We start from the raw sequence: 11,363 nt of genomic DNA, 5'->3' as shown, positions 1-11,363 counted from the left end.
CCACCACCGCCGCCCCCACACCCAGCGCCACCACGGCGGCCAGCACGGTCGCGCCCGCGCTGGGCCACAGCCCGCTCGGCCCCAGCAACGCCACCACCCCGGCTCCCGCCAGGAAGCCCAGCAGCCCCCCGGCGGCGGAAGCGCCCACGGCCCGCGGGAGCCCGGCCACGGCCGCGCGCCCCCGCGCCCGCAGCACGGACCCGAGCAGCAGCGCCCCGCCCACGCTCATGCCGACGCTCATCCCGAGCGCCATCCCGCCGATCTCCCACGCGTCGGGCAGCACCAGAACGAACACCGTCTGCGCGACCATCACGACGATCCACGCCGCGACGGTCCCGGTGGCGACGGCCCGCCCCCGCCCCGCCGCGTACAGCACCCGGCTGAGGTGGGCGATGAGCCCGTACCCGAGCAGACCGGGGGCGAACAGCGCGATCGCCGCCGCCAGCTGCCCAGGCGGCACGTCGCTCTTCCCTGCCAGGAACACCACCGCGCCCGGCCCGGACGCGGCCGCCAGCACCCCGGCGGACAACCCCGACACCAGCACCACCGCCCGCGTCGTGCGCGCCGCGAGCGCCGCGAACGCCTCAGGCTCCCCCACCTGCGCCGACAGCCGGGGAAACGCGCTGGTGGCGATCGGCACGGCCAGCACCGCGTACGGCACCAAGTAGATCGCCCACGCGTAGTTGTAGGCGGCGAGGGCGCCGCTGCCGATCGCCTGGTTGGCCAGCAGCACCACCACGACCATGGCCGCCTGCTGGGCCAGCAGCGCCGCCACGCCCGCCAGCGCGAGCCTGCGCACCTGGACCGCCACCCCGTCGGGGAAGCGCAGCGTGGGCCGCCACCGCAGCCCCAGCCGCCCGACGGGCCCGAGCACGGCCAGCACCAGGGAGAGCACGCCCAGACTCGTGCCGACCGACAACGCCAACTCGGCGGGCCGCACCTCCATGGTGGGCACGCTGAGACCGTCGCTGAGCGGCACGAAGACGAGATAGGCGACGATGACCACGATGCTCGACACCAGCGGCGCGACCGCCGGCCCGGCGAAGCGCTTGTGCGACTGCAGCACGCCGTAGAGCACCACGGCGACGCCGTACAGGGGGATCTGGGGGGCGAAGACGACGAGCATGCGGGTGGCGACGGCGCTCATCGAGGCGCTCATCGAGGCGCTGTCGCAGCCTTCCACGCCCGACCCGAAGAACAGCCCGGTGACCGGCCCGGCGAGCACCGCGACGAGCACGCCCAGCGGCACGAGCACGACGACCACCCAGGTGAGCAGCGCCGAGCCGATCCGGCTCGCCCGCTCGCGCGCGCCCTCGTCGACCGCGCCGGCGAGCACGGGCACGACCATCCCGGCCAGCGCGCCCCCGGCGACCACCTCGAAGACGATGTTGGGGATCTGGTTGGCCGTCATGTAGGCCGTGGCGAGGCAGTTGGTGCCGACGGTCTGGGCGAAGGCGTACTGCTTGGCGAAGCCGGCGACGCGCGCGAGGATGGTGATCGCCCCGATGAGCATCGCCCCGCCCGCGACGCCCCGCGCGGTCACCACACCCACCGGGCCTCCAGAGATCCGCCGACGTACGCTGACGCAGACATCCTGGCAGGCCGGACCGACAATCGCGGCCGGCGGGTCACACAGGGTCGGCCGGGCGGCGGCCGAGCATGTCGATCCGGTTGAGCACGGGGTTGCCGGCGATGACCTTGGTGAAGCTGACCTTCTCCGCGGCGGCGGTCAGCGCGACGACGGTGCCGAGCACGGCGTACCGGCCGGGCCTGCCGAGCCGGGTGACCGCGGCCAGCCCGAGCAGCGCGCCGAGGGAGTTGGCGCCGGCGTCGCCGAGCATCGCGCGCTCGCCGAGGTCGTCGGGCAGCAGTGCGGCCGCGACGCCCAGCGGGACGGCGGCCAGCGCCGCGGCGGCGGGCGAGCCGCGCAGCACCGAGGCGGCCAGCAGCGGCCCGCCGGTGAGCAGGCCGACCTTGATGGCACGGCCGGGACGCAGGTCGAAGAGGTTGGCGAGGTTGGCGGCGCCCGCGATGGTGGCGCCGTTGACCAGGGTGTCGGCGGGCCCCTTGGACACCAGCGCGGCCGACAGCAGGCCCGTGGCGCCGATGCCGAGGATCTTGACGGCGCCGCTGGTGACCTCGCCGCGGGCGAGCGCGCTCAGGTGGCCCTTGAAGCCCTTGGAGTCGGTGGTGCCGTAGAGGTCGTCGTAGGCGCCGAGCGCGCCGCTGCCGGCGCCGGCGAGCAGCGCGGCGGCGCGTACGCGGCCGGGCAGGCCCGGCGTGAGCGCGGCGGCGGCGCCGGAACCGGCGACGAACGCGGGCCCCTCCAGCAGGGTGAGGGGCTCGCCGCGGTGGTTCTTCCGCGTCCAGCGGCTGCTCAGGTCGGCCGGCCGGTTGCGGGTGAACCCGGCGTAGGCGGCACGCGCGGCGACCGCGCCGATGGCGGCGCCGGCGAGGGCGTAGAGGAGGCCACGGGCCCGGCTGGCAGGCATGTCAGCTCCCGGAGTCACTGGTGGTCGGGGTCGGGGACGGGGTCGCCGCCGGCGCCGGCATGGGCGCCGAGGCTCCCGGGCCCACGCCGTACTGGCCGGCGTGACCGGCCAGCTGCTCCCGCAGAGAGTAGACCATGACGACGCGGCCCAGCGGCATGTCGGCGATGTCGACCGTGGAGACGCGCTTGGAGACCTCGCTCTCGTCGCGCAGAGCGGCGATCACGTCGCCGGGCATGGCGACGGGCGGCACGAGGCCGGCCACCACCGTGCCGCGCCCGGCCGCGTCGAAGCCGTCGGCGACCGAGACGAGCGCACCGGCCTGGACCTCGGCGCTCTCACCCTCGTACGGCCGCTCGGGCGCGATCATCACCGCGAGCGTGGCCCGATCGCCCGGCTCGCCCTCGACGCTGAGCAGGCCCCCCGCCTCGAACGTGCTGAGCACGTCACCGGCGGCGGCGTTGGGTGTGCCGGCCTGCGCCGGGTCGGTCGTGACGAGCGCGGAGGCGAGCAGCGTGGACGCGCGGCCCCAGCTGGTGGCCGTGGGCGGGAAGATCATGTTGACCGGCTTGAGCTGGTTGACCAGGCCGTCGAGCACGCCGACGCCCTTGGGGTCGAGGAACTTCTCGGTCAGCGTGACGCGCCCGGAGATCTCGGCGCCCGCCTGGTCGAGCACCTTCTCGGCCGACTCGCGCACGGCCGTGCCGGAGCCCGGCGTCTCGATGAGCAGCACCCGCTGGCCGGTCAGCTCCCCCGCGACGAGCTCGGGCGTCGCGGAGTCGATGAACGCGTCGTTGCCCGCCTGGCGGCCCTGCAGCGTGTCGATCTCCACGCGCAGCTCCTCCTTGGTCTTGGTGAGCTGCGCGGTCATCTCCTGGGCGGACCTGACCGCGGGCTCCTCCAGGAGGGTGGTGCCCAGCACGATGCCCACCGCCAGAGCCAGGAAGATGGCGACGATGGAGACGAGGTGATAGCGAAAATCGATCACGAGAAGAGTCCGACCAGCCAGAAGATGAACGCGTTCCAGACGTCCTGCAGGCCGTTCAGCCAGGTCTGGCCGAGTGGCGACAGGGAGAGCGCGACGCCCATGGTGATCAGTGCGGTGATCACCAGCAGGAGCAGCTGCGAGGTGGTGATGCGGCTGCGGTAGAGCCGGCTCACGCCCTTGGCGTCGATGAGCTTGCTCCCGATGATCAGCCGGGTGAGGAAGGTGCTCGCCATGCCGGCGCGGCCTTTGTCGAGGAACTCCTCCAGGGTGCCGTGGGTGCCGACCGCGACGATCAGCTCGGCGCCCTTGTCGTCGGCGAGGAGCATGGCGATGTCCTCGCTGGTGCCGGTGGCGGGGAAGATCACCGCTTCGCGGCCGAGCTGGTGGACGCGTTCGAGACCGGGCGCCCTGCCGTCGCGGTAGGCGTGCACGACCAGCTCGGCGCCGCAGGTCAGGGCCTTGGTGGAGACCGAGTCGAAGTCGCCGACGATCACGTCGGGCAGGTAGCCCGCCTCCAGCAGCGCGTCGGCTCCTCCGTCGACGCCCACCAGGACGGGGCGGTATTCGCGGATGTACGGGCGCAGGGTGGCGATGTCTTCTTTGTAGTGGTATCCGCGCACCACGATGAGGACGTGCCGGCCCTCCATGGGGGTGCGTATCTCGGGGACGCCGACTCCGTCGATGAGGAGCTTGCCCTCGCCGCGGACGTATTCCATCGTGTTGACGGCGAAGGCCTCGATCTGCACCGCGAGCCCGGCGCGCGCCTCGGCCATGGCGGCCTCGACGGTCTCGGGCGTCTGCTCGACGCCCTTGCCCACCACGTCGTCGTCGAGATGGACGACGCCGTCGCAGATGCGCACGACGTCGCCGTCCTTGACACGTTCGAAGAGCTCGGGGGTGGCGTGGTCGACGAACGGCACGCCGGCTTCGATCAGGATCTGGGGCCCCAGATTGGGGTAGCGCCCGCTGATCCCCGCGGCGACGTTGACCACCGCCGCGACTCCGCATGCGACAAGAGCCTCCGCGCTGACCCGGTCAACGTCAACATGGTCGATAATCGCTATTTCTCCGGGCTGGAGGCGTTTGGTCAGCCTCTTGGTGCGCCGGTCGATCCTCGCCACTGCCGTTATACCGGGAAGGTCACCGACCTTCCGCCCACGGAGGCCCGGCATCTTGCTTCCCGGAACCTTCATCAACGACCATCCTGCCAGAGCCAAACGGCGCGCAGGCCACGCATTACGCGGCGTGTCCACTATGTCACCCGCAATCACCTGTCGGCTGCCGCCAGCCCCAGCAGCTCCTCGGCGTGCGCCCGGCCCAGCTCGGAGTCCTCGAGTCCGGCGAGCATCCGCGACAGCTCGCGTACACGGCCCTCGTGGTTGAGCGTGACGACTCCGCTGCGCACGACGCTGCCGTCGCTAGCCTTCTCGACCACGAGATGCTGGTCGGCGAAGGCCGCCACCTGGGGCAGGTGGGTGACCACGATCACCTGCGCGGTGCGGGCCAGCCGGGCGAGCCGGCGCCCGATCTCGACCGCCGCCTTGCCGCCGACGCCGGCGTCCACCTCGTCGAACACGAACGTCGGCACGGGATCGGCGCCGGCGAAGACCACCTCGATCGCGAGCATCACGCGGCTCAGCTCACCGCCGGAGGCGCCCTTGTTGAGCGGCAGCGGCGGCGCGGCGGGATGGGCGGCCATGCGCAGCTCGACCTCGTCGCGGCCTTCCGGCCCGAACTCCTCGCTCTGGCTCAGCTGGACGACGACCCGGGCGTGGGGCATGGCGAGCGCGGTGAGCTCCTCGGTGACGGCGCGGCCGAACCGCTCGGCGGCGGCCTCGCGCACCTTCGTCAGCTGGGCGGCCAGCTCGGTGAGCCGGGCCGTCAGCTCGTCGTACTCGCGGGTCAGCTCCCCGATGCGCTCGTCGTCGCCTTCGAGCTCGGCCAGCCGGGCCGCCGCCTGCTGCGCCCAGGTCAGGACGGCGGTGGTGTCCTCGCCGTACTTGCGGGTCAGGCCCGACAGCACCGACCTGCGCTCCTGCACGGCCGCGAGCCGGGCGGGGTCGGCCTCGACGGACTCGGCGTACGCCGCCAGGTCGGTGGCCACGTCGGAGATCAGGTAGCCGGCCTCGGCCAGCCGGTCGGCCACCCCGGCGAGCTGGGCGTCGAAGTCGCGTACGGCCTCCACCGCGGCCCGCGCCTCCCCCAGCAGCGAGACGACGTCGTGGGGGCCGCCCGCGGCCTCCATCGGGTCGCCGAGCAGCGCCGTGTGGGCGCTCGTCGCGGCGGTGCGCAGCGCGTCGGCGTGTGACAGGCGTTCTTCCTCGGCGCGCAGCTCGGCGTCCTCGCCCGCCTTCGGGTCGACCTTCTCGATCTCCTCCAGGCCGAAGCGGAGCATGTCGGCCTCCTGCGCCCGCTCCCTGGCCCGGGTGGTCAGCTCCTCCAGCAGCGCGGCCACCTGCTTGTGCCTTTTGTACGCCTGCGCATAGGCCCGCAGCGGCTTGACCAGCGCGTTGCCGGCATAACGGTCGAGCGCGGCGCGCTGCCTGGCCGGCTGCAGCAGCCGCTGCTGGTCCATCTGACCGTGCACGGCCACCAGGTCGTCGGCGAGGTACGTCAGCGTGCCGACGGGCACCGATCGCCCGCCCAGCCACGCCCGGGACCTGCCCTCGGCGGAGACGGTGCGGGAGATGATCAGCTCGCCGTCCTCGACCTCACCGCCGATGTCCTCGACCTGCTGGGCGACGCGGCCGCCCGGCTCGATGACGAGCGTGCCCTCGACGGTCGCCCGGTCCGCTCCCGGGCGGATGCGCGACGGGTCGGCCCGGCCGCCGAACAGCAGGCCGAGCCCGGTGACGACCATCGTCTTGCCCGCGCCGGTCTCGCCGGTGACCACGTTGAAGCCCGGGGATAGCTCGAGCACGGCCTCGTCGATGACGCCGAGCCCCTGGATGCGGACCTCCTCGACCCTTGGTCGCACTGCCCACTCCCGTTCACTGCCGTGTCTGACGCCGCTGCCAGCGCGGCCCGCCATGCCCACGTGATCCTACGCGCTCTCCTGTCCATTGACTCAGGGTCGCGCCCTTCCGCGCCAGCCCTGAACGGGTAGCTCGAACTTGGCGACCAGCCGGTCGGTGAACGGCGCGCCCGTGCTCTCCACGCCGTGCAGCCGGGCCAGGCGGACGGGCTCGGCGCCCCTGCGCACCTCGACCCTGGAGCCCGGCGGGAGCTCGAACCTGCGGCGCCCGTCGCACCACAGAACGCCGCGCGGCGTGTCCGGCAGGATCTCGACGGCCAGCGTGGCGCGCGGCGAGACCACCATCGGCCGGTCGAACAGCGCGTGCGCGCTGATGGGCACCATCAGCAGCGCCTCCACCTCCGGCCACACGACCGGTCCGCCGGCGGAGAACGCGTACGCGGTCGAGCCGGTCGGAGTGGCGCATATCACGCCGTCGCAGCCCCAGCGGGACAGCGGCCGGCCGTCGATCTCGGCGACCACCTCCAGCATGCGCCCCTGCTTCTCCACGGTGACCTCGTTGAGCGCCCACGTGTCGGCCAGCACCCTGGTGTTGTGCCGGGCGATGACGTCGACCGTCATGCGCTCCTCGACGTCGTAGCGGCCCGCCACGACGTTGTCGACGGCCGCGGCCAGGTCGGCCACCTCGGCCTCGGCCAGGAAGCCGACGTGGCCGAGGTTGACGCCCAGCAGCGGCGTGCCCGCCGCCCTGGCCAGCTCGGCCGCGCGCAGCAGCGACCCGTCGCCGCCGAGCACGAACATGACCTCGGCGTCCTTGGCCGCGCCCGGGTCGGCCGGGACGGCCTCGGCCTCCGGGCAGCCGATCTCGGCGGCCTCGGTGTCGAGCACCCTGACGGCGATGCCCGCCTTGACCAGCCGGTCGATGACCAACCGGGCGCTGTCGACGGCGGCGGCTCGCCCGGTGTGCACGGCGACCAGCACGGTGCGTTTCATTGCGGCCCTTCCGCGACGGCCCGCTGGATCTCGGCATCGAGGTCGGCGACCGGGGGCTCGCCCTCGCCCTTGCCGAGCCACAGCAGGTATTCGACATTTCCCGACGGCCCAGGCAGCGGGCTCGCGGTGACGCCGCGCACGGTCAGCCCCAGCTCGACGGCCTTGGCCGCGGCGTCGCGTACCGACCGCGCCCGCAGCTCGGGATCGCGGACGACGCCGCCCGCCCCGACGAGGTCCTTGCCCACCTCGAACTGCGGCTTCACCAGCATCACGAAGTCGGCTCTCGGCGCCGCGACCGCGGCCAGCGCGGGCAGCACCAGCCGCAGCGAGATGAACGACAGGTCGCCGACGACCAGCGTGGGCGGCTCGCCGACCATGTCGGGGGTGAGGTCGCGCACGTTGACGCGCTCCATCACGGTCACCCGCTCGTCGTTGCGCAGCGACCAGGCGAGCTGACCGTAGCCGACGTCGACGGCCAGCACGTGAGCGGCCCCACGGCGCAGCAGCACGTCGGTGAACCCGCCGGTGGAGGCGCCGGCGTCGAGACAGCGGCGCCCCTCCACCGACAGGCTCGTGAACGCCTCCAGCGCGCCGAGCAGCTTGTGCGCCCCGCGCGAGACGTAGTCGGGGCCGTCGTCGGAGGCGGCCACGACGATGGCGGAGGCGGTGTCGACCTGGGTGGCGGGCTTGCGGGCCCGCTGGCCGCCCACGCTGACCCGCCCGGCCTCGATGAGCTGGGCGGCCTGCTCGCGCGAGCGGGCCAGGCCGCGGCGCACGAGCTCACTGTCGAGACGGATCCTGCGGCTCACGGGCGCTCCGGGACCCCCGCGTCCGTCATCCGCCCCGCCGTCGTATGCTCGCCCTGCGCGTCGTCCACGGCCGCGAGCGTGCTCTCCAGCCCGGAGAACGCCTCCTCGAAGACGGCCACGTGCTCGCTCACGGGCAGCTCGCCCAGCCGGGCCAGGCCGGCGACGATGGCGTCGACCCGCGCGTCCGCGGTCTCCTCGGGCAGCTCACTCATGACTCGACCGTAACGCCTCCCGCGAGCACCCGGGACCTCGGCAGGCGTGTCACGCGTTGAAGGTCATACGGGGGTGCTACTGATGTGGAACGCTACCGTCCGTAAAGGGAAGAAAGGATACGCATCATGGCAAGCGTCGAGGAGTGCCGGGCCGCACTGGCCAAGCTCGTCGCCCATTTCGACGAGATCGGTGAGGAGGACCGTGCCAAGCACGTCGTCGAGCGCACGGTCAGCTGCCGGGTGTCCGACCTCGACGTGAGCTTCTACGGCCGGCTTCACCACGGCGGGCTCGACCCGTTCACCGAGCAGCCGCCGCCGGACGGCAAGGCCGCCGACGTCAAGCTGACGATCGCGAGCGACGACCTGGTCGCGCTGGTCGACGGGGAGCTCGACCTGGCGCGTGCGCTGCTCGGGGGGCGGGTGAAGGTCGATGCGAGCTTCAGTGACCTGATGCGCCTGCGCCGGCTCATCTGACGTCTTTCACCGACGAGTTCAGCGACGAGTTTTCAGCGACGAGCGAAACCTCCCCAGAGAAGGGCCCCTTTTCCTCCTCCCCGCCCCGGCCGGCCGGAAGGCCGTACGAGGATCACCCGATCCGGTCGAGCACCGGTTTGACCGCGTCCCCCTCGATACGTCCCTCACCGGCCGCCGTCCAGGCGGCGTCGCAGGCCGCCCGCAACCCGTCGATCCGGCTGCCGTCGCCGTCGAGCCGCAGCGTCCCGTCCTGCCAGCCGGCCCGCCACCCGCCGCAGGCGCCGTCGCGGACCTCTGGATACGGCAGGAGCAGCGCCCCCAGGTCCTCCCCGATGTACGTCGGCCGGTGGCGGGGCTCCGCCGTCAGCACGTCGGCGGCCGCCGCCACCCCGGTCAGCACCAGCAGGCTCTCGACGCCCGCGTTGAAGGCCCCCTCGATGTCGGTGTCCAGCCGGTCGCCCACCACCAGCGGCCGGCGCGCGCCCGTACGGATCATCGACTCGCGGTGCAGCGGCGGGTCGGGCTTGCCGGCGTAGACCGGTTCGGCGCCGGTGGCCACGGCGATCACGCTGACCAGGGCCCCGTTGCCCGGCAGGATCCCTCGCCCGCTCGGCAGCGTGGTGTCGCGGTTCGCGGCCACGAACAGCGCCCCGTGCCGCACCGCCAGCGCCCCCTCGGCCAGCAGCCCGTACGACAGCCCCGGCGCGAACCCCTGCACCACCGCCACAGGCTCCTCCGCGGCCGTCGACACCGGACGCAGCCCCGCCTCGCGTACCGCCAGCCGCAGCCCCGACCCGCCGACCACGAGCACGTTCGCGCCGGGCGGAACGCGCTCGGCCACCAGCCGGGCGGCCGCCTGCGCGGAGGTCACCACGTCGGCGGCGGTCGCGGGCGCGCCCAGCTCACGCAGGTGCGCGGCGATGGCCGCCGGCGTGCGCGAGGCGTTGTTCGTCACGTACGCCAGCCGCGCCCCGTGCCGGCGGGCCTCCTCCAGTGCGGCCGGGGCGCCGGGCACCGCGTGGCTGCCCAGGTAGACCACGCCGTCGAGGTCGAGCAGCAGGGTGTCGTAGCCGTCGATCAGCACAGTCCCTCTTCCCGGTTGACTCTCACGCCGCGTGAGACTTTAGCGTCGCCGTCGTACCCACCTTCAGGAAGGATCCGGCATGTCCACATCTGTCAATCTGTCGGCCGAGGAGCGCGCGGAGCTGTTCGGCGGCTTCGACCCGGACGAGCACGCGGCGGAGGCCGAGCGGCGCTGGGGCGGCACCCAGGCGTGGGCCGACTCGGCGCGGCGCACGGCGTCGTACACGAAGGAGGACTGGCAACGGTTCGTGACCGAGGCGGCCGTCATCAGCGCGCGCCTGGCGGACGCGATGCGCGCGGGCCTGCCCGCCGACGGCGAGCAGGCCATGGACCTGGCGGAGGAGCACCGCGCCCACATCACGCGCTGGTGCTACGAGTGCACGTACGAGATCCACCGCGGCCTCGGTGAGATGTACGTCTCCGATCCCCGTTTCACCGCCTCCATCGACGCGACGGCTGCGGGGCTGGCGGCGTACTTCCGCTCGGCCATCACCGCCAACGCCGCCCGTCACCAGGCCTGAGCACCACCGGGCCGCCCGTCCGGCCTCGCCGTGCGGAGCGGGCGCCCGGTGTCTCTGAAGCCATGACTACATCTCACGGCGAGCGCGCAAGGTGGCACGAACGCTCTTCAACGCCGACACGTAATGGCGTTCGTCCGGGCGCATGGCCACGGCGATGGCGAGAGGCTCCTGGGCTCCCTCCACGTCTCCCGTGCGCCACAACGACAGTCCCAACCCGAAGTAGGCATAATCCTCGGCCGGGTTGAAGTCCACGATCTGCCGGAAGCTCGCCGCGGCCTCCACATACTGCCGGGAGTTGAACTGGGCCCGGGCCAGCGCCTCCAAGATGCTCCGGGATTCGGGCTCGGCCGCCGCGGCGCGTTCCAGCAGGGCCGCCGCGGCGGCCGGACTGCCCTCTTTGAGCAACTTGACCCCACGCTGGTACCAGTCGTAAACGCCGCCCATGGGAGCGCCCGAGCTTTCACCGTGAACGTTTCGATCTTGACACATGTGGGAGGACTCCTTCATCGCTGCTACGGCGACCCCCGCCCCGCCCTGACTGCCGGGACGGCACGACTGCGACCACAACCACGGGGCGACTTCCGGAAGGCACAAGCACTTATGGGAGCATGCCCGGTATGGGGACTCCTGAACTGCCGGTACCGGATGGACTGGTGCTACGGCCCTTCCGAGGCGTGCGTTTCGCTGTCGAAGATCCCGCCAAGGTGACCTCCCCGCCGTACGACCTGATCTCGGACGCCGACGTAGAGGTCCTCCTCGACTCCCATCCGAACAATGTCGTCCGCCTCATCCTTCCCCGCTCCCCCCACCAGCCCTCCAC

The 11,363-nt window shown here is 72.9% G+C and carries 13 protein-coding genes; 3 read left to right on the top strand and 10 right to left on the bottom strand.

Annotated features, from left to right (window positions below; translation table 11 throughout):
* The 8 genes from murJ to C1J01_RS40505 form a co-directional block, all read right to left on the bottom strand.
* Positions 1-1,552 (bottom strand): murein biosynthesis integral membrane protein MurJ (gene murJ / locus C1J01_RS40540; protein WP_111184365.1); only part of this gene is annotated, 1,552 nt, incomplete at its 3' end.
* Positions 1,553-1,628: 76 nt separating this feature from the next.
* A complete protein-coding gene (locus tag C1J01_RS40535) occupies positions 1,629-2,492 on the bottom strand; it encodes a hypothetical protein (RefSeq protein WP_111184364.1) in 864 nt (287 codons plus the stop codon).
* Position 2,493: 1 nt separating this feature from the next.
* Positions 2,494-3,477 carry a copper transporter gene (locus C1J01_RS40530; RefSeq protein WP_111184363.1) on the bottom strand — a complete coding sequence of 328 codons (984 nt, stop codon included), beginning with the start codon at positions 3,475-3,477 and terminating at the stop codon, positions 2,494-2,496.
* Complete coding sequence (gene steA / locus C1J01_RS40525; RefSeq protein ID WP_111184362.1) at positions 3,474-4,670, bottom strand: putative cytokinetic ring protein SteA; 1,197 nt, start codon at positions 4,668-4,670, stop codon at positions 3,474-3,476. Before steA ends, C1J01_RS40530 begins: the two co-directional genes overlap by 4 nt.
* A gap of 74 nt (positions 4,671-4,744) precedes the next feature.
* Positions 4,745-6,454, bottom strand: coding sequence for a DNA repair protein RecN (gene recN, locus C1J01_RS40520; RefSeq protein ID WP_111184361.1), 1,710 nt, complete (start codon positions 6,452-6,454; stop codon positions 4,745-4,747).
* Between the two features lie 90 nt (positions 6,455-6,544).
* On the bottom strand, positions 6,545-7,444 hold the full coding sequence (locus C1J01_RS40515; RefSeq protein WP_111184360.1) for an NAD kinase: 900 nt from the start codon (positions 7,442-7,444) through the stop codon (positions 6,545-6,547).
* The gene (locus tag C1J01_RS40510; protein WP_111184359.1) at positions 7,441-8,253 is read right to left on the bottom strand and encodes a TlyA family RNA methyltransferase; all 813 of its coding nucleotides are present in this window, start codon (positions 8,251-8,253) and stop codon (positions 7,441-7,443) included. The genes C1J01_RS40515 and C1J01_RS40510 overlap by 4 nt, the downstream gene beginning before the upstream one ends.
* Complete coding sequence (locus tag C1J01_RS40505) at positions 8,250-8,465, bottom strand: hypothetical protein (RefSeq protein WP_111184358.1); 216 nt, start codon at positions 8,463-8,465, stop codon at positions 8,250-8,252. The genes C1J01_RS40510 and C1J01_RS40505 overlap by 4 nt, the downstream gene beginning before the upstream one ends.
* A gap of 126 nt (positions 8,466-8,591) precedes the next feature.
* Here C1J01_RS40505 and C1J01_RS40500 point away from each other — a divergent pair, with 126 nt between their 5' ends.
* Entirely contained in the window at positions 8,592-8,939 is a 348-nt protein-coding gene (locus C1J01_RS40500; protein ID WP_111184357.1) for an SCP2 sterol-binding domain-containing protein, read from the top strand.
* 112 nt (positions 8,940-9,051) lie between these two features.
* Here C1J01_RS40500 and C1J01_RS40495 read toward each other — a convergent pair whose 3' ends face one another.
* Complete coding sequence (locus C1J01_RS40495; protein ID WP_111184356.1) at positions 9,052-10,023, bottom strand: HAD-IIA family hydrolase; 972 nt, start codon at positions 10,021-10,023, stop codon at positions 9,052-9,054.
* Positions 10,024-10,102: 79 nt separating this feature from the next.
* Here C1J01_RS40495 and C1J01_RS40490 point away from each other — a divergent pair, with 79 nt between their 5' ends.
* Entirely contained in the window at positions 10,103-10,543 is a 441-nt protein-coding gene (locus tag C1J01_RS40490) for a TipAS antibiotic-recognition domain-containing protein (protein WP_111184355.1), read from the top strand.
* Positions 10,544-10,609: 66 nt separating this feature from the next.
* Here C1J01_RS40490 and C1J01_RS40485 read toward each other — a convergent pair whose 3' ends face one another.
* Positions 10,610-10,987 (bottom strand): tetratricopeptide repeat protein, encoded by a 378-nt coding sequence (locus C1J01_RS40485; RefSeq protein ID WP_438943179.1) that lies wholly within the window; start codon positions 10,985-10,987, stop codon positions 10,610-10,612.
* A gap of 164 nt (positions 10,988-11,151) precedes the next feature.
* Here C1J01_RS40485 and C1J01_RS40480 point away from each other — a divergent pair.
* The coding region (locus C1J01_RS40480; protein ID WP_146615898.1) for a DUF1015 family protein at positions 11,152-11,363 on the top strand (212 nt) is incomplete at its 3' end.

It is taken from the genome of Nonomuraea aridisoli (assembly GCF_003236395.1).
Lineage (GTDB): Bacteria > Actinomycetota > Actinomycetes > Streptosporangiales > Streptosporangiaceae > Nonomuraea > Nonomuraea aridisoli.
The sequence above is the reverse complement of the archived record's forward strand: the minus strand, read 5'-3'. Positions and strand labels throughout refer to the sequence as shown.